Raw genomic sequence first — 23,675 nt, 5'->3', positions numbered from 1 at the left:
TTACGAAACTTATATTTCTAACAAGATCTTGGCTCTTTTTTTGAGAGTGGAGGAGGAGATCGGGGAGTAGTAGACAATATTCCTGGTCACGACAATAGACTTCGCTTCCTCTTCACCAATGCGTTCCAGCTTCTTATCCTGCTGGGAATGAGTCATAAACTGCTTCGATACCTTGGAGGATTTCTCAATCGATATATCAAATATAGCAATCAGCTCTGAGGATCGAATAATTTTTTCTCCGCCCAAATGAATATACATGGTCTTCCTCCGCTCTTTATAGCCCCACTTTGCCGCCATGGACATGATACAGGATTGCACCCTTTAATTTATCAGCATTCAGTCCCTCAACACCGGTAGCAGTGATGAAGGTCTGCACCTTGCTCTGAAAGGTTTCGATAAGCTGGGTCTGACGATAGGGATCAAGTTCGGACAAAACATCATCAAGAAGCAGCACAGGGTATTCTCCGATCTCCTCATGGATCAGTTCAATTTCCGCCAGCTTGAGCGATAAAGCTGCCGTACGTTGCTGCCCTTGGGAACCGTAGACCTGAGCTTCTCTTCCGTTGATAAAAAAGGACAGGTCATCCCGATGGGGACCCGTCAGCGTCATGCCGCGCCTGATTTCCTGATCTCTTGTTTGTGATAACTTTAACATAAAATTGTCCAATAAGACAGCTTCATCTTCCTCTTCACGCTCACCAAACGAGGGGACATAGAGCAGTTTGAGCTCTTCTCCGCCGTTTGTGATGCCCCGGTGGATGCTTTCTGCCCATATTTGCAGCTTCTTTATGAATTGTTTCCTTTTTTTGACGATTTTAACACCATGTTCTACAAGTTGGGCATCCCAGATGTCCAGAAGCTCCCTGCCGCCAGCCTCTTTGCCCCATAGCTGCTTCAGCAGATTGCCCCGTTGGACGAGAATTTTCTGATACTGCTGCAGATGGAACAGGTAGCTCGGCTGGACCTGGCCAATCTCCATGTCAAGGAACCGCCGCCGGATTCCCGGAGTGCCTTTGACAATCTCCAGATCCTCCGGAGCAAACATCACCACATTCAGCGAGCCTACGAATTCGCTGAGCCGGCGCTGCTCCAGCCCGTTAATTCTGGCCTTCTTGCCTTGCGGGGACAGGGTCAGCTCCAGCTTAAGATCCCCGTATTTACGCTCTACTTCAGCAACAATCTGCGCGGAGCCCGCCGGAGCATCGAAGGAGATCAGCTCCTTGTCCTTGGAGGTCCGGTGGCTTTTGGTCATCGCAAGGACAAACAAAGCCTCCATGAGATTGGTTTTGCCCTGGGCGTTCTGTCCGAGAATAAGATTCACATCACCCAGATGCTCAAGACGCAGCAGCCCATAGTTGCGGTAATCCTGCAGTCCGATATTTTTGACAAACAAGAGTCTGTTCCTCCTTAGGGTTACTCCTCCTTGACGCCGCCGCCCTCAACTTCAAACACGCCGTTATCCTGTACCTCGATAGTATCACCCGGGTAGAGCTTCCGGCCACGCCGTTCCTCCACCTCACCGTTCACCTGCACATGCCCTTCCTGCAGCAGCGCCTTAGCCATCCCCCCTGTGGATACACAATCGGAGAGCTTCAGGAACTGGTCGAGCTTAATATATCCACTGTGGATAACTATTTTTTTCATGTTTTTGATCCTTTCGGCCACTTATCCACATGTTGATGAACAGGGCGTTAATTAGTTGTCCGGTATGGCAGAATCACATACAGGCTGCGGCTCTCATCGAGCGGTCTGAGAATAATCGGACTCATCATGCCGGTGAAGGCAATCACGAGCTGCTCACTCTCCACAACCTTCAGTACATCGAGCATATATTTGGAGTTGAAGGAGATGCGCAGCGGCTCGCCTTTGAAATCCATGACTTCCAGCTCTTCACGGACCTTCCCTAGCTCGGAGGAGCTGGAGGAGATCTCCACATCGCCGTTCTCCAGGGTCTGCATCCGGACGATGTTCGTTTTCTCTTCACGGGACAGCAAATAAGCGCGGTCAATCGATTCGCTTAATTTTTTTGTGTCCAAGGTTAGTTCTGTTTTGTAGGTGGTTGGAATAATTCTAGAAGTATCCGGATAAATGCCATCCAGAATCCGCGAATAGAACAGCACTTTGTCGATTTTGAACAGCACCTGGTTATCGGCGACGACAATATCCACCAGCATATTCTGATCAGGGATAATTTTGCTCAGCTCGTTCAGCGTTTTGCCGGCAATGACAATATTCGCGAACTGGATATTCTCTGTACCCTCCAGGTGTGCAGCTCGGGTTGCGAGCCGGTGGCGGTCGGTAGCCGTGAACTTGAATTCATTGTCGGCCAGATTCCACAGAATGCCTGTCAGGATCGGTGTTGTCTCTTGAGTGGAGATGGAGAAGGCGGTCTGCTTGATCATATTCTTCAGCAAATCACCGGGCATGGAGATGGTTTCATTCTCCTCAATGCTTGGCAGAACAGGGAATTCTTCAGGATCGAGACCCACAATCTGAATCTCCGTAGAGCCGGAGGAGATATAGGTCTGGAAGCCTTCTTTAACTTCCATGTGAATTTCTTTGGAGGGAAGCTTCTTGATAATCTCTACGAAAAATTTGGCGGGAAGCACTACGCTGCCCGGCTGCTCTACCTTAACGATCGTCTGGCTGTCATTCTCAGCAGGGATGAAGGATTGAATGGAAATATCCGTATCGCTTGCAGTCAGTGTAACGCCCTGATGGCTAACCTCAAACTTAATGCCGGTCAGAATAGGAATCGTTGTTCTGCTGGAGATAGCCTTGGAGACATGGCCGATGGATTCGTTAAGTTCGTTTTTGAGAATGCTGATTTTCATGATTTCACTCCTAGCTGAAAAATTGGGAATTGGGTGTACGTAAATGCTCTTTGAAACCTGCTCTTAGAAGATGAATTATTATAGTTATTTAATAGTATTAGTAGTAGGGGCTCCGTTTATGTGGATAAGTCGCTAAACAGCATAAAATTAAGCCTACCCACATGTGTATAGATTGTGTATAGGCTCTTTGTTCCTCTTAGGAAGGATTTTTAATTTTCTCCGAAAGATTATTTACCACTTTGTAGAGCTCCTGGTCCACCTTTAATTGCTGCGTAATCTTCTCATGGGCATGGATAACCGTTGTATGGTCGCGTCCTCCGAAGGCCTCGCCGATCTTGGGAAGCGAATAATCAGTTAACTCACGGGAGAGATACATGGCAATCTGTCTTGGAAAAGCTACGGCCTTCGTGCGTTTCCGCGCTTTGAAGTCCTCCATGCGTAAATTGTAGTATTCACCGACTTTTTGCTGAATATCGTTAATGGTGATCATCTTCGGACGGCTCGAAGGGATGATATCCTTCAGCGCTTCGGCTGCCAGATGCGTTGTCACATCCTGGTTCGTCAGAGACGAATAAGCCACTACACGGATCAGCGCGCCTTCCAGCTCCCGGATATTCGTATCGATCTGGTTGGCAATATACATCATGGCTTCATTCGGGATATCCAGGTTCTCCGCCTTCGCCTTCTTGCGCAGAATGGCAATCCGCGTCTCCAGATCGGGAGGCTGAATATCTGTAATCAGTCCCCATTCAAACCGTGAGCGCAGCCGTTCTTCCAGCGTAGGAATTTCCTTCGGAGGCCGGTCGCTGGAGATAATAATTTGCTTGCGTTCTTCGTGAAGAGCATTGAACGTATGGAAAAATTCCTCCTGCGTTGACTCCTTGCCGGCCAGGAATTGGATGTCGTCAATCAGCAAAATGTCAACATTGCGGTACTTGTTGCGGAAGCTTTCGCCGCGGTTATCACGGATGGAGTTGATGAATTCATTCGTGAACTTCTCGGAGGAGATGTAAATCACCTTGTTGTTGGGGTTGTGCTCCAGCACATAATGGCCGATCGCATGCATCAGGTGAGTCTTTCCGAGACCAACGCCCCCATAGAGAAACAGAGGGTTATAGGCTTTGGCCGGCGCTTCGGCTACAGCAAGGGAGGCTGCATGCGCAAAACGGTTGCCTGAACCGATCACGAACGTGTCGAAGGTGTATTTGGGATTGAGCAAATGCGTCTGTGCTTCTTCGCGTGAAACAACGGGAGTAGGCGCACTTTGCTGAACCACAGGCTCAGAGGGCTTGTTCTCCTCAATGACAAATTTGACTTCCACTTGCTGTCCGGTAACTTCATATACCGTTGCTCCTACCAGTTTGGTGTAGCGACTTTCCAGCCATTCTACGGCAAAGGTTGTAGGCGCCGAGATGATAAGAGCCTGGGAATTGAACGTCATGGCCTTGGTGGCCTTGAACCAGGTATCGAAGCTCGGCTTGCTTAGTTTGGTTTGAATAATCGATAATATTTGCTGCCATAATTCGGAAGTATGGCTGTCCACAGACTGTCACTCCTTTAAATCTTCCAAATGTGGCATCAGCCATGAAGTGGAAATGTCGAAGAAAATGGGTTGGTGCTGAATCTTATCCCCAGTATGCAACTTCAAGAGACAAAAAAACATGGATAAATTTGAATTGTTCACAACTTTATCCACAGCTTGTTGATAATTTATTGAACAAACAAATCTATTCACATTCAAAAGTAATACCATCATAGCAAAACGCCCCTTATTTTTCAATGAGCCACGCTATTTTATCCACAAATTCAATCACTTGTGTATAATTTTTAGGCACACCACTACATATTGTTGATAATTTGTTTACGGTTCGACAGTTTCCGCGACTGCGCCAATTTTTTTATACACAGGTTGTGCTCATCTGTGAGCAAAATCTGCCCGGAATTAATCACAGGTGGATAACTGGACAAGCCTGTGGATTATTATTTTGGATGTGTTCCTTTGTGGATAAGCGGTTAAAGTTAGGATTAGTGAGGAGACGGCGCAAGCTGGGGATAAGATTCTGGCTTTCGGGCTGTTCCAAAAAACGAGTGTACAAGGGGAGCAACCTGAAAAAGAGGGAGAAAGAGAGATAGTTGACTTTTGGAGCAAAAATATGTTTAAATATATAAAGGTGTTTTCTGTGAGGATATGTCTCCAAATTAAATTGATAATACTTGTAGATACTGTCCCTACTTTAAGGACGGCTTAGTCCGTTTCTGCTTATATGACAGTAATTAGTTCCTGTAAGGGAGGTGCAATACATGAGACCGACGTTCAGACCAAATGTGAGCAAACGCAAAAAGGTGCATGGTTTCCGCAAAAGAATGAGCACGAAAAACGGCCGCAAAGTGCTGGCAGCCCGCCGCTTGAAAGGCAGAAAAGTTTTGAGTGCGTAAGATAGGCCACTTTGGGACCACTGCTGTGGTCCTTTTTTACGCTTTATTTGCAGAATGCATCAGCTGTTTTTATTTCTCTTCTATATATAGCGCAGAATGGGATGACGCTCAGCGAGCAGATACCCACGCATTACTTCTGCTGCCGCAACAATAAATACTAGGCTCTGCAGGGGATGTTAACGCTACTGCGGGGCTTTTTTTTAAAGGTATCTTCCTTTTGAAGGACTGCAAAGCTGTTTCCACTTGATTATAGATCCACAAACCGTCTGTTTTTGTCAGCAGGGTGTCTCCAGGGCCGCGGGACTAACCGTTTATGGTCTCCCTTGAATGACAATACTAATAATAGAAGATGAAATGCCGGAGCCTGGAGAAATTCCGGTATTTGAATAGGAGATTCCCGTGCACAAAAGTTTACGATTACGAAATCGTGCCGACTTCAGCCGTGTATACCGCCATGGGAAGTCATTTGCGAATCATCAGTATGTAGTATATTGGTTCCCCAGAAGAGAAGTGGAACGATTCCGGGTGGGCATATCCGTCAGCAAAAAGGTCGGGAATGCTGTAGTCCGCAACCGGATGAGAAGGCTGGTCAAAGAGATTGTCCGTCATCACGAGGCGGAAATTGCCGGCAATCTGGATATCGTTTTCATTGTCAGAAAAGGAGCACTCTCCAAAGATTACGCCGAGCTGGAGAAAAGCGTGCTGCATGTGCTGCGCAAAGCCAAGCTGCTCAAGGCTTTACGCAAGTAAAAGAGCCTGAAGAGGGCTTGTTTATTTGTATCCATAATTATGTTATGATTTACGGTGCAATGGAATGTTTATGAGAGGGGTTTTGAAGTGTCTCTAATGAAGACTAAGCGAGGAAAAATGTTTCTTCTCCTCGGGTTAATGGTTCTAATGATCGCTGTTCTGTCGGGATGCTCTCCGTCTGCGACATCAGTGACGCACACTACGGAGGATTTGAAAAATGGAGGCTTCTGGCAGAGTAATGTAGTCTATTATTTCGCCATTGCCCTGGATACTTTTGCGAAATGGTTCAACGGCCAATATGGCCTAGCCGTTCTTGTAATGGTTATTATTGTCCGCACGCTGATTCTTCCGCTTACGATTAAGCAGGTGAAGAGCTCGCGCGCCATGCAGGCGATTCAGCCGGAACTTGAGAAGATTAAGAAGAAATATAAAGATGAGCCCGAAAAGGTTCAGCAGGAAACGATGCGGCTGTTCCAGGAAAACAAGGTTAATCCGATGGCGGGCTGTCTGCCGCTGATTGTGCAGATGCCAATCTTCATCGCCCTATACAACTCGATCTACTACAATCCGGATCTTAGATTACATGACTTCCTGTGGCTGCAGCTCGGCAAACCCGATCACCTGTTCATCCTGCCGGTTCTCGCTGCCGCAACCACCTTCATTCAGACCCGCATGATGACCAAGATGAACCCGGTCCAACAGCAGGGGCCAATGCAGTTCATGATGATGGTCTATCCGGTTCTGATCTTCATCATGTCCTACAATTTCCCGGCTGCTCTGCCTCTGTACTGGGTATACAGCAATATTTACACCATTGTCCAGAACTACTTCTTGTACCGCAACAATGATAAGCACAAAGCAGCACTTGTTGCTGCCAATGCTACGGTAAGTGCAGGCAACAGCAAGGCCAAGGATGTAAACCTGACGAAGAGCAAGAACAGCAACTCTAACGCCCGCAAAGATGTAACTCCTACTGCTAAAGGAAACGGAAGCAATGGGAAGAAGGGGGTCAAAAAGTCAAAATGAGCAAAGTCGTCGCGACAGGGAAAACCATTGAAGAAGCTGTAGAACGGGGACTTAATCAGCTTGGAGTTCACAAAGACCGGGTAACGGTCAACGTACTTGAACAGCCGTCAAAAGGATTCCTTGGATTGATCGGTGCGAAGGGAGCCAAGGTAGAATTGACCTTGATCCCGGAAGCCGCACCGGCATCAGCGGCGAGTGCTCCGCTACTGTCTCAGCAGACAACAAGAGAGAGCAATACAGAGGCGATCAGCGGTGTACCGCGCCAGGATTCCGGACACCCGGTAGAAGAAGCATACGGTCAGGCCGTTCATTTCATTGTAGATGTCGCCAAGAGCATGGGGCTTGAGGTGGAAGTTGAAATTGTTCATGCCAAGGAATCAACTGTTCTGCAAATTTCCGGTCCGGAGCTTGGGCTGCTGATTGGCAGAAGAGGACAAACTCTCGATGCTTTGCAGTATCTGGCTAATATTGTTGCCAACCGGTATTCCGACAGCTTCATCCGGCTCGTGCTGGATGCGGAGAACTTCCGGGAGCGACGTAAGAAGACACTGGAGGAGCTGGCCGACCGTCTGGCCGGGCGTGTGGTGAGGACCCGCAAAGAGGTGGTCCTTGAGCCCATGTCCCCGCAGGAACGCAAGATCATCCATTCCAGATTACAGGATCACAAGCAGGTGAACACCCTCAGCAAGGGTGAAGAGCCGAACCGCCGCGTCGTTATAACTTTGAAGTAGAACCATATGCCGCAATGACTCCTTGACCTATGCGAGGAGTCATTTGTTTTTTGATACCATACCCAGAGGTGAATTACAACATGCTTAGTGACACTATTGCCGCTGTATCGACAGCCTTGGGTGAGGGCGGTATTGCCATAATCCGGGTTAGCGGACCGCAGGCAATTCCCCAAGTAGCCCCCTTGTTCAAAAGCCGCATCCCCCTTACGGAAGCTGAGTCTCATACCGTGCATTATGGACATATCGTGAGTCCGCAGGACGGGGAACAGCTGGAAGAGGTGCTGGTAACCGTCATGAAGGGACCACGCTCTTTTACTACGGAGGATGTGGTGGAGATCAGCGCTCATGGCGGTGTAATCTCTGTAAGAAGAGTAATGGATCTGCTGTTGCAGCAGGACATCCGGCTGGCCGAGCCAGGAGAGTTCACAAAGCGTGCCTTCTTGGGCGGACGGATTGATCTCTCGCAGGCCGAGGCCGTGATAGATCTGATTCGTTCCAAGTCGGACCGGGCCTTCTCGGTTGCCCTCAAGCAGGTTAGCGGCTCATTATCCGCACGTATTCATGAGCTTCGGCACACCCTTATTGAGATGCTGGCCCATATTGAAGTAAATATTGATTACCCCGAGCATGACGTGGAATCCTTAACTGCCGATTTCATCAAGGATAAGAGTCAAGAGGTTATGCAAGGCATAGATAAGCTGCTTCGAACCGCCAATGAAGGAAAGATTCTGCGCGAAGGGATTACGACAGCTATTGTGGGCAGGCCCAATGTTGGGAAGTCCTCACTGCTGAACGCGCTTGCCCGCGACAACAAGGCGATTGTGACCGACATTCCGGGAACAACGCGTGATGTGATAGAAGAGTATGTAACGATTAATAATATCCCTCTGAAGCTGCTGGATACTGCCGGTATCCGTGAGACGATGGATGTGGTGGAAAGAATCGGTGTGGAGCGCTCGAGGGCAGCTTTCAGTGATGCGGATCTGATTCTGCTGGTGCTGAATGCCAATGAGGAGCTTCATGAGGATGAGCTGGCGCTGATGGAACAAATCCACGGTAGACAAGCGCTGGTCATCATGAATAAAATGGACTTACCGTCCCGTCTGGACACGGGGAAGCTGCACTCCTTTTTCGCTGACACGAGTATTGTTCCGATGTCGGTGCTGGAAGAGGAAGGACTCGACACACTGGAAGAGGCGATCTCCGCACTCTTTTTCGGGGGCAAGCTGGAATCGGGCGATCTGACCTATGTAAGCAATGTAAGGCATATAGCCTTGCTTAAGAAGGCACATAAATCTCTACAGGATGCTTATGAAGCAGCGGATATGCTGATTCCTATAGATATGATACAGATTGATGTACGTCTGGCCTGGGAGCAGCTAGGGGAAATTATTGGAGATACGGCAGCTGATTCACTGCTGGACCAGATCTTCTCGCAATTCTGCTTGGGCAAATAAGAAGGAGGAACCGTTATGAATTATGATGGAGGCAGCTATGATGTTATCGTCATCGGCGCCGGTCATGCCGGCTGCGAAGCAGCTCTGGCTGCTGCACGGATGGGCTGCCGCACACTGATGATCACAATTAACCTGGATATGGTGGCCTTCATGCCATGTAATCCTTCGATTGGCGGACCCGCCAAGGGCCATGTGGTGCGTGAAATCGATGCACTGGGCGGAGAAATGGGCCGCAATATAGATAAGACCTTCATTCAGCTGCGAATGCTTAATACAGGCAAGGGACCTGCAGTTCATGCCCTGCGTGCACAAGCAGACAAGTTCCTCTATCAGCATGCGATGAAAGAAACGATGGAGAAGACTGCTAACCTGACACTGCGCCAGGGGATGGTAGAGGAGCTGATCGTGGAGGATGGACGCTGCGCCGGAGTGGTGACGAAGACAGGGACGGTATATCACAGTAAGACCGTTATTCTAACTACAGGGACCTATCTGCGCGGCAAAGTGATTATGGGTGAGCTGACATATGAGAGCGGACCAAATAATCAGCAGCCGTCCGTACGCCTGTCCGAGAATCTACGCGAACTGGGGTTCGATTTGGTCCGCTTCAAGACCGGAACGCCACCGCGTGTCCACAAGGATTCGATTGATTTCTCCAAGACAGAAATCCAGCCGGGCGATGAGAAGCTGAAATTCTTCTCTTTTGAAACCAAATCCTCGGATAATGAGCAGTTGCCTTGCTGGCTGACCTACACCTCTCCGGTTACCCACCAGATTATTAATGACAATCTGCACCGGGCACCGATGTTCACGGGTATTATTGAAGGAACGGGTCCGCGTTATTGCCCTTCCATTGAAGATAAGGTTGTCCGGTTCAGTGATAAATCACAGCATCAGATCTTCCTGGAGCCGGAAGGTAAAAATACATCGGAATACTATGTACAGGGTCTGTCGACAAGCCTTCCTGAGGATGTGCAGCTGGCGGTCCTGCGATCTATTCCCGGCATGGAGAAGGTAGAGATGATGCGCAACGGCTATGCCATTGAATATGATTCCATGGTTCCTACGCAGCTCTGGCCATCTCTGGAAACCAAACGTCTGCCAGGACTATTCACTGCAGGACAAATCAACGGAACCTCTGGTTATGAGGAAGCGGCAGGGCAAGGTGTAATTGCCGGAATCAATGCAGCGCGTAAAGTACAGGAGAAAGAGCCAGTGGTGCTGGACCGTTCGCAGGGCTATATTGGCGTTCTAATCGATGATCTTGTCACTAAGGGAACGAATGAACCTTATCGCCTGCTGACTTCCCGCGCGGAATACAGGCTGCTGCTCCGTCATGATAATGCGGATCTCCGCCTGACACCAATCGGCTATGACATTGGGCTGATTACAGAGCAGCGCTATGAAGCCTTCCTTGATAAGAAAGGCCGGGTCGACCGTGAGATTATCCGTCTGCAGGAGACGAAGGTTAAGCCGATTCAAGTGAATGAAGCTCTAGCCAGTTATGGATCTGCACCAATTGTTGACGGAAGCAACCTGCTGACCTTAATGCGCCGCCCTGAGATCGCCTACAGCTTCGTGGATATCATCTCTCCTTCTCCAGAAGAACTGGATGAAGAGATGAAGGAGCAGGTGGAGATCCAGATTAAGTATGCCGGCTATATTGAGAAACAGCTCCTGCATGTGGAGAAGCTGCAGAAGATGGAGCAGAAGAAGATCCCTGACGATATCAACTATAATGAGATTCATGGACTGGCGATGGAGGCACGGCAAAAGCTGACCAAAATCGCTCCAATCTCCATTGGGCAGGCTTCGCGTATCGGAGGCGTTACCCCGGCAGATATCTCAATCCTGCTGGTCTATCTGGAGCACTACAACCGTGTAACAGCGGCGAAAGGATAATTTATGGATACAACGGTAGCCGAGTTCACCTCCCTGCTCAAGGAGCATGGGCTGGAACTCTCAATGAAGCAGCTTGAACAATTTGAACTCTATTATCAGGAGCTGATTTCCTGGAATGAGAAGATGAATCTAACCGGAATCACAGAACGGAGCCAGGTATATACTAAGCACTTCTATGATTCTTTATCTTTAGCCTTCTACGTGAATATGCAGGAGACGAAGAGTCTTGCTGATATCGGATCAGGGGCAGGGTTCCCTGGAATTCCGCTAAAAATATGCTTCCCTGATCTCAAGCTGACGATTGTGGATTCACTTAGCAAACGGATCACTTTCTTGCAGCATGTCTGTGATACCCTGGGGTTGAAGGGTGTAAAGCTTATTCACGGCCGGGCAGAGGATGTCGCCAGACAGTTTGTTCACCGGGATGCTTATGATGTAGTCACTGCCCGTGCGGTGGCGCGCTTATCGCTTCTGAATGAATTCTGTCTGCCGTTCACCCGCAAGGACGGCATCTTCGCTGCCATGAAGGGGAGTGATCCGACGGAGGAATTGCAAGAAGCCAAGCGCAGCTTCAAGGAACTGCGTGCTGAACTGCATAAGGTAGAATCCTTCAGTCTGCCAGTGGAAGAATCTTCCCGGCATATTATTCTTGTACGTAAGACTGGGGCCACCCCCTCCAAGTATCCGCGTAAGCCGGGCGTACCTGCGAAATCACCGCTCATCTAATTGTTTCACGTGAAACAACATTTGACAGTCTTCTGTTATACTGGATCAAGCTCATGCGAATGTGAGCTTGATCTTTTTTTGATAGATAAGAATTTATATGTTTGGGGTTGTTTCGTGGAAAGCTGGGTCAATTCGGGTGGGTTTGCAGGAAAAATAGGTCATTATGGAGAATAGGATTATTAGTGGAAAAGTGATAGAATAATATAGTAAGACTTTTAATAGATGTGATCAGAATGAATGCTAGGCCGTCTTTAAGAGAAGTGGCTAAGAATTACTTATGGATACTTTTCTTACGCTGTACGATAAGCTTTTCGCAGGAAAGGTTAAGAAGATCGTACTATAACGAAATTAGGTGGTTATGAACGGAATGAAAGAACAATTCACCAAGCTTTTTGGATTTACTGAGCGGAGCAGCGGAGAAGAAGTCAAACAAATCCCAGTTCATGAGGTCATCAGCAGTCCTTATCAGCCACGGACTATTTTTGATGATGAGAAGATAGAAGAGTTGTGTCAGACTATCAAAACTCATGGAGTAATCCAGCCCATCGTTGTGCGTATGCGTGATTCCCAGTATGAGATTATTGCAGGCGAAAGACGCTGGCGGGCGGTTAAAAAGCTGGGCTTGGACACCATTCCGGCGCTTGTCCGCGAATTCAATGATTCACAGGCTGCGTCCATCGCACTGATAGAGAACTTGCAGCGTGAGGGCTTAACCTCTATTGAAGAGGCGATCGCGTATCAGAAGCTGATTGACTTGCATCAATTGACCCAGGAGAGTCTGGCTCAGCGGCTTGGTAAAAGCCAATCCACCATTGCCAACAAAATCCGCTTGCTGAATTTGCCTGAACAGGTCAAGACGGCATTAATGGAAAGAAAAATCACCGAGCGCCATGCACGCTCACTCTTGTCGCTGGACACGGAGGAGATGCAGCTTAAGGTTCTGGCAGAGATTATTTCAAAGGAATTAAATGTAAAACAAACGGAAGCACGTATCGCCTTCTACAAGGCTGTTACTCAGACCAAAAAATCAAAACGGACCTCCTATACCAAAGATGTTCGTCTCGCTCTTAATACAATTCGGCAATCTATAGACATGGTGACCGGTTCAGGAATGGAGATTAAGACCTCCGAGAATGACCGCGGAGATCATTATGAGATTGTGATCCAAATTCCAAAACGATAAATGGAAACAAAAGCTGAAGGCGGCCCTGAGGTGTTGGCCGCCTTTTCTATGACTAGCTTCGAACGTTATCACATATACACTCTAAGGATAAGTTGTTGTCTAATTGTTATTTATCTACATCTCCGCAAAAGTGATGCCGTAGATCAAGATTATTATGCCGTTAACAACTATGAACTACAAGATGATTCTTTCTAAACAATTCGAGGTGAAATAAGTGTCCAAGATTATTGCCATAGCAAATCAAAAAGGCGGGGTAGGTAAAACAACAACCTCTGTGAACCTGGGTGCCAGCATGGCTACTCTGGGGAAGAGAGTGCTGCTTGTTGATATTGATCCGCAAGGCAACACTACGAGCGGCGTTGGCGTCAACAAAGCGGATGTAGAGAATTGCATTTATGATATTCTTATTAATGAAGTGGATCCACAGGAAACGATTCAGGAGACCCGGATTGAAGGCCTTCATATTATTCCGGCAACCATTCAGCTGGCAGGAGCAGAGATCGAGCTGGTCTCTACGATATCGCGGGAACTGAAGCTGAAGAAGGCGCTGAATGCAGTTAAGGCGAATTATGATTACATCATCATAGATTGTCCTCCATCATTAGGGATTCTTACCATTAACTCTCTAACGGCTGCAGACTCAGTGATTATCCCTATACAATGCGAATATTATGCGCTTGAAGGATTAAGCCAGTTGCTCAATACTGTAAGACTGGTTCAGAAGAATCTTAATCCGCATCTCAAAATAGAGGGAGTATTGCTCACGATGCTGGATGCCCGGACCAACCTGGGAATTCAGGTGATTGAAGAAGTGAAGAAATATTTCCAAGAAAAGGTATACCAAACGATTATTCCGCGTAATGTACGCTTAAGTGAAGCCCCTTCACACGGGCAGTCAATTATTACCTACGACTCCCGTTCCAAGGGAGCGGAAGTATATTTAGAGTTGGCAAAGGAAGTGATCTCTTATGAGTAAGCGCTTAGGGAAAGGCTTGGATGCATTAATACCTTCTCTGTCGATCAACGAAGACGATAAGGTATTAGAGATTCCATTAACGCAGCTCAGAGCCAATCCTTATCAGCCGCGCAAGGATTTCAATGAAGAGGCTATCCAGGAGCTTGCAGAATCCATACGGCAGCATGGAGTGATCCAGCCGATCATTGTTCGCAGTGTGTTGAAAGGGTATGAGATTATTGCCGGGGAACGCAGATTCCGGGCCTCGCAATATTGTGGTAAAGCTACGATTCCGGCAGTGGTCCGCAGCCTCAGCGATCAGCAGGTAATGGAGATTGCCCTTATAGAGAACTTGCAGCGTGAGAATCTTAACGCGATGGAAATAGCAGTTGCTTATCAAGGGCTGATGGATCAATTCTCACTGACACAGGAAGAGCTTTCTCTTAAAGTCGGAAAGTCCAGATCGCATATCGCCAACTTTTTGCGGCTGCTTAGCTTGCCGGAAGAAGTAAAGGATTATGTTTCACGTGGAACAATTTCGATGGGACATGCCCGGGCAATTGTGGCTCTGAAAGATCCAGAGGTCATTAAGCAATTGGCTGCACAATGTGTAGAGCTTCAGTGGAGCGTTAGAGAACTGGAAGAGGTAGTTAAAAATCTCGACCGCAAACCTGCTAACGGGATCAAGGCCAAGGTCGTTAAGCGCGATCCTTATATTGACAATGTAGAGGAAGTATTACGGGAGCGGTTCAAAACAACGGTCAAAATCAAACAAGGCAAGGAAAAAGGGAAAATCGAATTAAACTATTACAGTGCCCAAGACTTGGAAAGATTACTGGAGTTGCTGGGGAACTGATTTGGATATTTGTACCGAAGACATATCCTGAGATATCCTTAATACGGATATGGAGGGGTATGTTTTTTAAATCGAAAAGAAGGAGGGTGGAAGATGGAGAAACTGGTATATCTCGATCACGCAGCCACTTCGTGGCCCAAGCCACCGGAGGTGGCTGCAGCAATGGTGGAGGCCTTGGAGCTGTCAGGGGCTAATGCTGGGCGGGGCAACCACTCACTGGCTATCGGTACGGGGCGGGTATTGGTTCGTGCACGAATGCTGTTGGCAGAGTTGTTTGGTATAGCGAATGCCCAGGATATTGCGTTCACTCATAATACAACTATGGGGCTAAATATGGCTATTAAGGGTACACTTCAACCAGGAGATCATGTCGTGTCAACGATGACGGAGCATAACTCTGTGCGCAGACCCTTGGAGTATTTGCGCCGGAGCATCGGGATTGAAGTCGATTATATACAGGCAGACCGCGAGGGCCAAATCAACCTTCAGGAGCTTCAGCGATCTCTGCGTCCTAACACCCGAATGGTGATCTGCAATCATAGCTCCAATCTGCTGGGGAGTATTCTGCCGATTGGGGATATCGGCGATGTTGTGAAATCGCATGGGGCTGTATTCCTGGTTGATGCAGCTCAGAGTGCAGGGGCGCTTACTATTGACGTGGCGGCCATGAATATTGATCTGCTGGCATTTCCGGGACATAAAGGGCTGCTCGGTCCACAAGGGACCGGGGGGCTGTATATCTCTCCTGGGCTGGATCTGGAGCCGCTGATGCATGGAGGGACTGGCAGCCAGTCGGAGAATAGCGAGCAGCCCAATGTTCGTCCGGACCGTTATGAGGCAGGGACACAGAATGCCGTTGGAATAGCCGGTCTGCTGGCTGGCGTGAAGGCGGTTAAGGCACTGGGAGTGGAACAGATTCATATGCAGGAATGGAAGCTGACACAGCTCTTGATGGAGGGCCTAGCTGCTATTCCGGGCATGCGGGTTTTGGGTCCAGCGCCAGGCGCTCCGCGTAGTGGGATTGTGGCTTTTGTTGTAGAGGGGCAGGAGTCGGCGCATATTGCCCACCGGCTGGACCGCGAATACCAGATTGCCGTACGGGCAGGAATGCACTGTACACCGCTGGCCCATCAAGCAGCGGACACTCTGGATAGCGGAGCGGTAAGGGCGAGCGTGGGAGTAAGCTCCACGGAAGCGGATGTTCAGCGGCTGCTGTTAGCCATGGAGGAAATGTATGGCGTATCACACTCAAGCTAATAAGTGAATAAGGATTCAGGTGGATTATACAGGTCGGTATCGTTGCAGCGTGGGAATTCTTATTTTTGTATAAAGGGTGATTCAACATGTCGGAGTTAAATGAAATCATAAACGAGTATTTATCGGCATTCATCATGAGCTTTGCCGGGGTAATCATATTGATGGCCATTCTGATGCTCGTCCAGGGTGCCAAGCTTCGTAAAATGCGCAGCCGGTATGAAGCCATGATGAGCGGGAATGGAATCGAGGATCTGGAGAATCTGCTGGTCAACCTGAAGAATCAGGGGGACATGCTGGAGGAGACTCAGCAGGAGCAGAAGGCGCTGCTTGAAGCGGCACATACCAAAATGCGCGGCATGAAGTCGAAGGTGGCCATGAAGCGCTATAATGCTTTTGGAGAACGAGGTAATGACCTGAGCTTCTCGCTTGCCATTCTGGATGACAACCATAGCGGAATTGTGCTGAGCAGTCTGCACAACCGCGAGAACTCATATATCTATGCAAAGCCGATTGAAAAGGGAGAGTCCCCTTATGCTCTGTCACCGGAGGAGAAGGAAGTTATTGCTCTCGCGTTGCAGCAGATCTAGCATGCAGGTTCCACTGCTTCAAGGCAGAGTACAGGCTGGATGAAATAATATCCGACAAGCGCATCACCAGGCTTAATCTGGTGTTTTGCAATACGAAGTATTCCATGAATCCTCCCACATTAACGATGCCGGTCAAATGGATATCGCCAACAGGGGGAAGCTGCTTGTTGACCCCTGCGCCGGGACGCAGCGGACCTTCAACCACCTGGATGCAGCCAACGCTAGTGGACTGGCCGAGGCAGGCGTCAATGGCGATGATGAACGGGTTGGCATGCTTTTGGTACACAAGGTTAACTGTCTCTTCCAGGTTAATGGCATGTACCGGCTCCTCCAGCGTTCCGTAGAGATGGAACAGCGGACTGTGGAAGCGGGCCAGTGTCGTGCCGACCAGGGGGCCAAGTGAATCGCCGGTCGAGCGGTCTGTGCCCACGCAGATAATGACAATGGGCGTATCTGGACGGGTGCGCGAAAAGTGGAACAGCAGACGGTGGGTAATGGCAGAATAGATATTGGGGTCGGCATGTGATATTTTTAAACAAGATGGTTCTTGTAGTGGTGGAGCTTTGGAAGAGAAATTCATATAATCGTCCTTTCTGAGGCAGCGACTGCAAATCACGGGAAAATCAGCTGAATAAGCGGTCAGGCTGCTGATTATGCAAGGCTTACGTCCGCGGGAGCGTGTTCTGATGATCCTAGTATATGGATGGAAGTGGTTTTTTATACTATGGCGGCAATAGATAGGACCAATAGCCCAGGGGAGGCGTGGAGTGTGGAGGAGGAACTGCTGATAGCGTTTGATTCGACCCAGCAGGCGCTGCGCGCCGAGATGCTGCTTGAATATGCGGAGATTGAAATCGATATCTTCCCTACGCCCAAGGAGATCACTGCCGGCTGTGCGATGTCGATTCAATTCTCCCGGAGTGCACTGGAAGAGGTGCGGGTCATTGTAGCAGAGCAAAGTATAGAGATCCGCGGGATCTATGCCAAAGCTGCTGAGGGAGACGGTTATATAGAGGTAGGGGAAGAAGGAGGGGTTAGATGAATAACTGGCTGCTCGAGACAACAAGCGGAGAAGCCCTCGAGGAAGCTGCGCGCTTCAAGGATAAGGTATGGGACTGGCTAAGCAATGCGGATATGTGGGCCGCGGTGCTGTTTGCCGGGATACGGATTCTGCTAATTTTCATTCTGACCCGGGTGATTATCAAAGTGGTCTCCAATGTGATTGACCGGTCTCTTGAGCGGGAGACGAGGGGGAGGGCATTAGTCAATAACCGGCGCTTCTCTACAGTTGGCGGACTGATGAAGAATGTGGTTACCTTCTTCTGTAACTTCACCATGATTCTGCTGGTTCTGTCGGAGTTCAACTTCGATCTGAAGCCGCTGCTTGCCGGAGCAGGGGTAGTCGGGCTCGCTATAGGGTTCGGCGCACAAAGTTTAGTCAAAGATGTGATTACGGGCTTCTTTATTATTTTTGAGGATCAGTTTGCAGTCGGGGATGTTATCCAGAGCGGGACTTATAAGGGAACGGTAGAGATGATTGGCCTGAGAACGACCAGACTGGTAAGTGCTACGGGCGAGGTACACATCATTCCTAACGGCACGATTGTTAATGTGACGAATTATTCGCTGGCGAATGCACTTGCTGTAGTTGATGTTCCGGTCAAAATCGAACGCGGGCTCGAAGCCACTCTGTCCCTAATCGGCGAGGCGCTTCAGGGCATCGAGGAACGCAGCTCCAGTGTCATTGCCTACCCTAATATTCTGGGAATTCAGTCGATGAGCACCTCTGAGTATGTCATCCGCATAGCGGCGAATTGCCTGCCTAATGCCAGAGATGCCGCCGAACGGCAGATTCAGAATGATATCAAGCATGCTCTGGAGAAACAGAGCGCCCTGGAGGCCGCTAAGGCCGAACAGGAGGCGCTTGAGCAGGCGGAGAGAGAGGCAGCCCGCAGAGCCCGTGAGGAGCAGGAGGCCAGCCCAAGAAGGCAGATGGCAGCTGCGCAAGAGGCAGAGGAGGGGGAAGAGTAATGGAACGCAAGGTATTCGGGCTGGGTGATATTGTGCAGATGAAGAAGCAGCACCCGTGCGGAACGAACGAGATGGAGATCATCCGTATGGGAATGGATATCCGGATTAAGTGCACCGGATGTCAGCACAGCGTCCTCATTCCCCGCGCCAAATTCGAGAAGAATCTCAAGAAGGTCCTACATTCAGCGGATAGTGGAGCAGTGAATGATTAAGCTGGCGCAGGAAGCGAAGCGTAAATGAATAACGCTTGCAATTGTGAGCTTGGCATGATATGATAATTCTTGCTGCGGAGAGGTACCCAAGAGGCCCAAGGGGGCTGACTCGAAATCAGTTAGGCGTGTCACAGCGTGCGTGGGTTCGAATCCCACCCTCTCCGCCACTTCAGCAATTATATTCTTAAATGATGAGACCTCCGTTCTGATACGGGGGCTTTTTTGTGTCTAAATGCTTCATTGTTCAGCCTTATATAGAGAGAACGCAAAAAGAGAGACCTTCGCAGGTCTCTCTTCCAGAGGCAGTACATCAATGACGTTCGGATATCTCTGTCTATAGCTACTACTGCGATAGGGTAATGCCAAAGCTGTTACTCCTTTTTACAGAGCCAGCTTCACTCTCCCCGGGTACGATAGCTGCTGAATTCAGAATCCCTGTGATCGTGTTCGTCTTCGACGTTCAACGGAACCACACCTCTCTTTTGTACTGCCTGGGTATAGTATGTGCAGTCTTTAGTGTTTTATACCTGGCTGCTGAAATTAATGGACACGGGCTTTCTCGACCTTTTTCCACTTGCGGTTCTGGTTGGTGGTCTCCGGGAAGGTGTCGCCTTTCTCCATTGTGATCCGCTTCGGATTCTGAATCTCCGTGTGGAAGCTCCGCGCTTCGCCTACTTCGGTGTAAACGCCCGGGTTGGGGGCTTTGTCGCCCTTTTCATACTCAGTCTGTTCGCCCATTGGTGAATAACCTCCTGTTATCGAATGATGAAGCTGTTATATTGTGGCCCTGACGTTGAGGGATTACTCTAGGGTTCTTACGGAATCCGGCAACAGTTTTTTCTTGGGCTCCAGCATCTGGTACGTATTAATAAAACTTGCAATCCTCTGCTGGGTTTGGTATATTGATTTGGTGCGAGTCTATGTTTGTGCTCGTTCCTTGCTCCTGACCTGATCAGGGGCCGCAGACCATAAGGAGGTGAAAATTATGCGCAAATATGAAGTCATGTACATTATTCGTCCTGACATTGAACAAGAAGCCGTTCAAGCAGCAGTCGAAAAATTCCAAGGCATCATCTCCAACGGCGGAGAAATTACAAAGCACGACGTGCAAGGTAAACGCCGTCTTGCGTATGAGATCAAGAAACATCGTGATGGCGTTTTTGTTTTGGTTAACTTCAGTGCAGAACCTGCAGTAGTTACTGAACTTGAGCGTATCATGAAGATTTCTGACGAAGTAATTCGTTATCTCATTACGAACGACGTTGCCTAAGATATTGACAAGCTTTGTAACGAATCGCGCTATTAAGGAGGGGACCTAATTGTTGAACCGTATCATTCTGATCGGTCGGTTGACCCGTGACCCGGAACTTCGTTATACTCCTGCTGGTGTTGCCGTAACACAGTTTACGCTTGCCGTAGACCGTAACTTTACGGGCCAGAACGGTGAACGCGAAGCGGACTTTATCCCGGTAGTAACCTGGAGACAGCTGGCTGAGACCTGTGCCAATTACTTGCGCAAAGGAAGACTGGCAGCCGTGGAAGGACGCATCCAAGTACGGAATTACGAGAATAACGAAGGCAAACGTGTATACGTTACTGAAGTTATTGCCGATAATGTCCGTTTCCTGGAATCCGCGCAGAGCCGTGAAGGCGGAAATGCATCAAGTGGTGGAAGTATGCCTGAAGAGCCAGCCTTCGGTGGCGGCGGTAACGGCGGGAACAGTGCTCGCGGAAATGGAAGTAACAATAATTTCTCGCGTAACAACAATACCCAAGATCCTTTTTCGGGCGATGGAAAACCGATCGATATATCGGACGATGATTTGCCATTTTAATAAGGAAGGACTGAACTGAACATGGCTTTCAAACCAAGAGAAGGTGCGGACAACGACAAAAGACCGGCACGTCGTGGTGGACGCAACAAGCGTAAAAAAGTGTGCTATTTCACTGTGAACAAGATTACTCACATTGATTATAAAGACACTGAGCTTCTTAAGAAGTTCATCAGCGAACGCGGAAAGATTTTGCCGCGTCGTGTAACTGGTACAAGTGCAAAATACCAACGCGCTCTGACTATTGCTGTAAAGCGCTCGCGTCAAATCGCGCTGCTGCCTTACACAACAGAATAGGACGTTTTATGAAGCAGCCGGCTATGCCGGCTGCTTTTTTTCTTTTAAATAGAATTTATAGGACGATAAAAACGGGATTACCTGGGTGATGAACTGCTTCACCTATAATTGACAAATGGATTCCAGATGTAGTAAATTACAGGTATCCTATAACTAAAGGGGAAATATTGATGTTGGTGAGCGTTCTTAACTAAGCAATTTCATATCGTTCCGGCTGAAGCCGCCGCATGCTCTGATTTTGCCAGGGGCATGTCTTGTTAGAGTCTGTCCTGGCGACATCTCTGACTGATTAGACCGCGGGCTGCTGGAATGAATGATTTAGTTAAGAACACACGCGAAGCGTCATGATGGCCTCTTGATCCGGCTATTGTTCTCTTTGTGATTAACCGTGCTCTTGCAGCACGGTTTTTTCTGTTTTCAGGTGTCCTCCCGAAAGGGGCGGGCCTCTGAGGCAAAGAGAAAAAGTAGCAACAAAAAGAGGGCGAAGACTGCCGTGGTGGCGGTTCTTTGCCCTCTTTTTGCGTTATGCGCAGTTGATTAGGATAAGAAATATACTTGTATACAAGGGGGAACTTAGATTGAATCTGCAGAGTCTGCACACATTGGAATATGAGACAATTAAGCAGGAATTGATGCGTCATGCGGTATCTTATGAGGGAAGAAGGTATGTCAGAGAGCTTCAGCCGATGATCTATCTGCCAGCGATACACAGGGCGCTTGAAGAGGCGCAAGAAGCGAAGGAGCTGCTGGAGCGCGGAGCAAGTGTGCCGATTCCCTCGCTGGAGGGCATTGAATGGGTGCTGTCACTGCTCGGGACCGGCTATATGTACAATGAGCAGGATTTCACCGCAGTCTTGCTGTTTCTGAACAGCTGCGGGCAGCTCAGGAAGTATATGGCCGCCAAGGAGCAGATAGCGCCGCGTATCGCCGCATACGGGGCATCGCTTCAGGAGCTGAATGGGGTCCGGGACGAGATAGAACGGTGTATCCGGCTGGGCGTCATCGATGACCAGGCCAGCAAAGGGCTGGAACGGGTCCGCAAAAGGCTGGCGGTTGCCAAGGAGCGTCTGCACCGGAAGCTGGACAGTATCATGAACCGCCACAAGTCCATTTTGCAGGAAAGTCTGGTCAGTATGCGCGGCGGGCGGTATGTCATCCCGGTGAAACGGGAGTATCACAAGCAAATTAAGGGCTCGGTGCTGGACCAGTCTACCAGCGGGCTGACGGTATTCGTGGAGCCGGATGAGGTGGCCTCATTACAGGGAGAGATTGAGCTGCTGACTGCTGACGAGGCCCGTGAGGAAGGAATAATCCTGAGTATGCTGACAGGGCTGTTAGAGCAGGAGCAGGCCGCTATCCGGCTGAATATTGAGGTAACTGGTATGTATGACTTTATTTTCGCCAAAGGGAAGGTTGCCCGGGTAATGGATGCGGGGCCAGTTGCGCTGAACGAACGCGGTTATGTGAGGATGAATGGAGGCCGGCACCCGCTGCTGAAGGATATGGTGCCGGTCAGTCTGGAGTTGGGCCAGGGATATAAATCGCTGATCGTAACCGGGCCGAATACTGGTGGTAAGACGGTTGTGCTCAAAACCCTGGGTCTGCTCGTATTAATGGCACAGTCCGGCCTGCTGGTACCGGTTGATCCCGGCAGTGACTTCGCTGTCTTCACCAATGTAATAAGCGTTATCGGAGACGGACAAAGCCTCACACAGTCCCTAAGCACCTTCTCGGCACAGATGAAGAGTATTGAAGGAATGCTCTATGATGCTGGCAGAGGCGTGCTGCTGCTGATTGATGAGCTGGCTGCCGGTACAGACCCGGGTGAAGGGTTCGCGCTGTCCATCGCGATTCTGGAGGAGCTGAACCGAAAGGGGGCTAATATCGTGGTAACGACTCACTTCAATGAGCTGAAGGCCTTCGCGGCGGCAACGGCAGGCTTCGAGAATGCGCGCATGGAGTTTGACAAGAATACTCTGCAGCCGCTGTATAAGCTAACGATTGGTGAAGCTGGCGAGAGCTACGCGCTGCAGATCGCCGAGAAGCTGGGTATTATCCATTCCGTCATCGAGCGGGCGAAACAGCTTGTGACAGAGCAGCAGGGACACAGAGGCAGCCTCAACCCGTGGAAGGACGCTATCAGAGCTGCACAGAGGGCTAAAGCAGCTGAAGCTGAGATACCCGCAAGAGCGGGTAGAACGGCTGACGGAGAAGACAGTGCATCACAGGAGACGAATGCTCCGGCACCTGAATTTGCGGTAGGGGATGCTGTCTATGTCAGCTCTCTGGGGCGCACTGGAATTGTCTATGAGAAGAAGGACAGCCGGGGTAGGGTCGGAGTGATGATTCAGAAGCAGAAGATGAGCATTAACCATAAGCGGTTGAAGCCTTATCTGTCCAAGGAGGAGCTGTATCCCGAGGATTATGATTTTGATATTATTTTTGAGAGCAAGGAGACCCGGAAGAAGCGTAAGCTGATGCGGAAAAAGCATGTGGAGGGCCTGAGCATCATCCATCCGGGAGAGGAAAATTAAGGCACTGCTGTGACTGAAGTCTGCCCGTCAGGGCAGGCTTTTTTTAGTATCGGAAGGGTTCTTGGCTGC

At 49.2% G+C, this 23,675-nt stretch carries 26 protein-coding genes and 1 tRNA gene; 20 read left to right on the top strand and 7 right to left on the bottom strand.

Features of this window, described 5'->3' with window-relative positions; genetic code table 11:
* Positions 1 to 9: 9 nt before the first annotated feature.
* From remB to dnaA, 5 genes are all read right to left on the bottom strand, one after another.
* Positions 10 to 258 carry an extracellular matrix regulator RemB gene (gene remB / locus C162_RS27575; protein ID WP_036699891.1) on the bottom strand — a complete coding sequence of 83 codons (249 nt, stop codon included), beginning with the start codon at positions 256 to 258 and terminating at the stop codon, positions 10 to 12.
* A gap of 16 nt (positions 259 to 274) precedes the next feature.
* The gene (gene recF / locus C162_RS27570) at positions 275 to 1,393 is read right to left on the bottom strand and encodes a DNA replication/repair protein RecF (RefSeq protein ID WP_036699888.1); all 1,119 of its coding nucleotides are present in this window, start codon (positions 1,391 to 1,393) and stop codon (positions 275 to 277) included.
* Between the two features lie 20 nt (positions 1,394 to 1,413).
* Positions 1,414 to 1,644 carry a S4 domain-containing protein YaaA gene (yaaA, locus tag C162_RS27565; RefSeq protein WP_036699885.1) on the bottom strand — a complete coding sequence of 77 codons (231 nt, stop codon included), beginning with the start codon at positions 1,642 to 1,644 and terminating at the stop codon, positions 1,414 to 1,416.
* A 47-nt stretch (positions 1,645 to 1,691) separates the two neighbouring features.
* Entirely contained in the window at positions 1,692 to 2,834 is a 1,143-nt protein-coding gene (dnaN, locus tag C162_RS27560; RefSeq protein ID WP_036699883.1) for a DNA polymerase III subunit beta, read from the bottom strand.
* Between the two features lie 196 nt (positions 2,835 to 3,030).
* The gene (dnaA, locus tag C162_RS27555; RefSeq protein ID WP_036699882.1) at positions 3,031 to 4,377 is read right to left on the bottom strand and encodes a chromosomal replication initiator protein DnaA; all 1,347 of its coding nucleotides are present in this window, start codon (positions 4,375 to 4,377) and stop codon (positions 3,031 to 3,033) included.
* Between the two features lie 758 nt (positions 4,378 to 5,135).
* Here dnaA and rpmH point away from each other — a divergent pair.
* The 12 genes from rpmH (at position 5,136) to C162_RS27495 (ending at position 16,700) form a co-directional block, all read left to right on the top strand.
* Entirely contained in the window at positions 5,136 to 5,270 is a 135-nt protein-coding gene (gene rpmH, locus C162_RS35660) for a 50S ribosomal protein L34 (protein ID WP_039295761.1), read from the top strand.
* Positions 5,271 to 5,669: 399 nt separating this feature from the next.
* On the top strand, positions 5,670 to 6,020 hold the full coding sequence (rnpA, locus tag C162_RS27545) for a ribonuclease P protein component (protein WP_036699878.1): 351 nt from the start codon (positions 5,670 to 5,672) through the stop codon (positions 6,018 to 6,020).
* A gap of 87 nt (positions 6,021 to 6,107) precedes the next feature.
* Entirely contained in the window at positions 6,108 to 7,046 is a 939-nt protein-coding gene (locus tag C162_RS27540; protein WP_036699876.1) for a YidC/Oxa1 family membrane protein insertase, read from the top strand.
* Positions 7,043 to 7,777, top strand: a complete 735-nt coding sequence (jag, locus tag C162_RS27535) for an RNA-binding cell elongation regulator Jag/EloR (protein ID WP_036699874.1) — start codon at positions 7,043 to 7,045, stop codon at positions 7,775 to 7,777. The genes C162_RS27540 and jag overlap by 4 nt, the downstream gene beginning before the upstream one ends.
* 80 nt (positions 7,778 to 7,857) lie before the next feature.
* Complete coding sequence (mnmE, locus tag C162_RS27530) at positions 7,858 to 9,234, top strand: tRNA uridine-5-carboxymethylaminomethyl(34) synthesis GTPase MnmE (protein ID WP_036699873.1); 1,377 nt, start codon at positions 7,858 to 7,860, stop codon at positions 9,232 to 9,234.
* 15 nt (positions 9,235 to 9,249) lie between these two features.
* The gene (gene mnmG, locus C162_RS27525) at positions 9,250 to 11,136 is read left to right on the top strand and encodes a tRNA uridine-5-carboxymethylaminomethyl(34) synthesis enzyme MnmG (RefSeq protein ID WP_036699871.1); all 1,887 of its coding nucleotides are present in this window, start codon (positions 9,250 to 9,252) and stop codon (positions 11,134 to 11,136) included.
* Between the two features lie 3 nt (positions 11,137 to 11,139).
* The gene (gene rsmG, locus C162_RS27520) at positions 11,140 to 11,862 is read left to right on the top strand and encodes a 16S rRNA (guanine(527)-N(7))-methyltransferase RsmG (RefSeq protein ID WP_036699870.1); all 723 of its coding nucleotides are present in this window, start codon (positions 11,140 to 11,142) and stop codon (positions 11,860 to 11,862) included.
* 367 nt (positions 11,863 to 12,229) lie between these two features.
* Positions 12,230 to 13,045 carry a nucleoid occlusion protein gene (gene noc, locus C162_RS27515; RefSeq protein WP_036699868.1) on the top strand — a complete coding sequence of 272 codons (816 nt, stop codon included), beginning with the start codon at positions 12,230 to 12,232 and terminating at the stop codon, positions 13,043 to 13,045.
* Between the two features lie 214 nt (positions 13,046 to 13,259).
* Positions 13,260 to 14,021, top strand: coding sequence for a ParA family protein (locus tag C162_RS27510; protein ID WP_036699865.1), 762 nt, complete (start codon positions 13,260 to 13,262; stop codon positions 14,019 to 14,021).
* Positions 14,014 to 14,856, top strand: coding sequence for a ParB/RepB/Spo0J family partition protein (locus tag C162_RS27505; RefSeq protein ID WP_036699863.1), 843 nt, complete (start codon positions 14,014 to 14,016; stop codon positions 14,854 to 14,856). The genes C162_RS27510 and C162_RS27505 overlap by 8 nt, the downstream gene beginning before the upstream one ends.
* Before the next feature lie 93 nt (positions 14,857 to 14,949).
* On the top strand, positions 14,950 to 16,113 hold the full coding sequence (locus C162_RS27500; protein WP_036699860.1) for an aminotransferase class V-fold PLP-dependent enzyme: 1,164 nt from the start codon (positions 14,950 to 14,952) through the stop codon (positions 16,111 to 16,113).
* A gap of 86 nt (positions 16,114 to 16,199) precedes the next feature.
* Positions 16,200 to 16,700: a DUF4446 family protein gene (locus C162_RS27495; RefSeq protein ID WP_036699858.1), complete on the top strand. Its 501-nt coding sequence runs from the start codon at positions 16,200 to 16,202 to the stop codon at positions 16,698 to 16,700.
* Here the strand turns inward: C162_RS27495 and yyaC are convergent.
* Entirely contained in the window at positions 16,672 to 17,280 is a 609-nt protein-coding gene (yyaC, locus tag C162_RS27490) for a spore protease YyaC (RefSeq protein ID WP_036699855.1), read from the bottom strand. The genes C162_RS27495 and yyaC overlap by 29 nt on opposite strands.
* A gap of 189 nt (positions 17,281 to 17,469) precedes the next feature.
* Between yyaC and C162_RS27485 the strand changes: the two genes are divergently transcribed.
* The 4 genes from C162_RS27485 (at position 17,470) to C162_RS27470 (ending at position 19,110) form a co-directional block, all read left to right on the top strand.
* Positions 17,470 to 17,742: a DUF3343 domain-containing protein gene (locus C162_RS27485; protein WP_036699852.1), complete on the top strand. Its 273-nt coding sequence runs from the start codon at positions 17,470 to 17,472 to the stop codon at positions 17,740 to 17,742.
* The gene (locus C162_RS27480; RefSeq protein ID WP_036699850.1) at positions 17,739 to 18,731 is read left to right on the top strand and encodes a mechanosensitive ion channel family protein; all 993 of its coding nucleotides are present in this window, start codon (positions 17,739 to 17,741) and stop codon (positions 18,729 to 18,731) included. The genes C162_RS27485 and C162_RS27480 overlap by 4 nt, the downstream gene beginning before the upstream one ends.
* The gene (locus C162_RS27475) at positions 18,731 to 18,943 is read left to right on the top strand and encodes a DUF951 domain-containing protein (RefSeq protein WP_036699847.1); all 213 of its coding nucleotides are present in this window, start codon (positions 18,731 to 18,733) and stop codon (positions 18,941 to 18,943) included. The genes C162_RS27480 and C162_RS27475 overlap by 1 nt, the downstream gene beginning before the upstream one ends.
* Positions 18,944 to 19,019: 76 nt before the next feature.
* Positions 19,020 to 19,110 (top strand) — tRNA-Ser (locus tag C162_RS27470).
* A gap of 373 nt (positions 19,111 to 19,483) precedes the next feature.
* On the opposite strand, the gene C162_RS27465 is transcribed toward C162_RS27470, so the two are convergent.
* The gene (locus tag C162_RS27465; RefSeq protein WP_036699845.1) at positions 19,484 to 19,681 is read right to left on the bottom strand and encodes a YjzC family protein; all 198 of its coding nucleotides are present in this window, start codon (positions 19,679 to 19,681) and stop codon (positions 19,484 to 19,486) included.
* A 247-nt stretch (positions 19,682 to 19,928) separates the two neighbouring features.
* Between C162_RS27465 and rpsF the strand changes: the two genes are divergently transcribed.
* The 4 genes from rpsF to C162_RS27445 all read left to right on the top strand — a co-directional run bounded on the left by rpsF (position 19,929) and on the right by C162_RS27445 (position 23,606).
* Complete coding sequence (gene rpsF / locus C162_RS27460; RefSeq protein ID WP_036699842.1) at positions 19,929 to 20,213, top strand: 30S ribosomal protein S6; 285 nt, start codon at positions 19,929 to 19,931, stop codon at positions 20,211 to 20,213.
* Between the two features lie 49 nt (positions 20,214 to 20,262).
* On the top strand, positions 20,263 to 20,778 hold the full coding sequence (gene ssb, locus C162_RS27455; RefSeq protein WP_036699840.1) for a single-stranded DNA-binding protein: 516 nt from the start codon (positions 20,263 to 20,265) through the stop codon (positions 20,776 to 20,778).
* A 21-nt stretch (positions 20,779 to 20,799) separates the two neighbouring features.
* A complete protein-coding gene (gene rpsR, locus C162_RS27450) occupies positions 20,800 to 21,072 on the top strand; it encodes a 30S ribosomal protein S18 (RefSeq protein ID WP_036699837.1) in 273 nt (90 codons plus the stop codon).
* A gap of 578 nt (positions 21,073 to 21,650) precedes the next feature.
* A complete protein-coding gene (locus tag C162_RS27445) occupies positions 21,651 to 23,606 on the top strand; it encodes an endonuclease MutS2 (RefSeq protein WP_036699834.1) in 1,956 nt (651 codons plus the stop codon).
* The last annotated feature ends 69 nt before the right edge of the window (positions 23,607 to 23,675 follow it).

The organism is Paenibacillus sp. FSL R7-269, from assembly GCF_000517865.1.
Lineage (GTDB): Bacteria > Bacillota > Bacilli > Paenibacillales > Paenibacillaceae > Paenibacillus_AQ.
The sequence above is the reverse complement of the archived record's forward strand: the minus strand, read 5'-3'. Positions and strand labels throughout refer to the sequence as shown.